Origin of the sequence: Nostoc sp. 2RC (assembly GCF_014222165.1) — a bacterium.
In the GTDB taxonomy this organism is placed as follows: domain Bacteria; phylum Cyanobacteriota; class Cyanobacteriia; order Cyanobacteriales; family Nostocaceae; genus Nostoc; species Nostoc linckia.
Map to the genome: position 1 here is coordinate 1 of NZ_JACKZU010000831.1, position 280 is coordinate 280.

General features: G+C 41.1%; 1 pseudogene. It reads right to left on the reverse strand.

What is annotated here, in order from left to right:
- Window positions 1-280: pseudogene (locus GNE10_RS36645) on the reverse strand (F0F1 ATP synthase subunit alpha); the annotation flags it as partial.

A 280-nucleotide genomic window follows, 5' to 3' on the forward strand; every position in this document is an offset into this window, starting at 1 on the left:
AACGTAAGCTGAGATATCGCCAGCTTGAGTTTCAATGATTGGTAAAGCAGTAATTGAACCGCCTCCAAGATCATCGTTAAGTTTTGCAGCTCTTTCTAATAATCTACTGTGTAGGTAGAAGACGTCCCCAGGATATGCTTCACGACCTGGTGGTCTACGTAGTAATAATGATAACTCACGGTATGCTGCCGCTTGCTTAGTTAAATCATCGTAAACGATAAGAACATGTTTTCCATTAAACATGAACTCTTCACCCATAGTTACACCAGAATATGGCGCA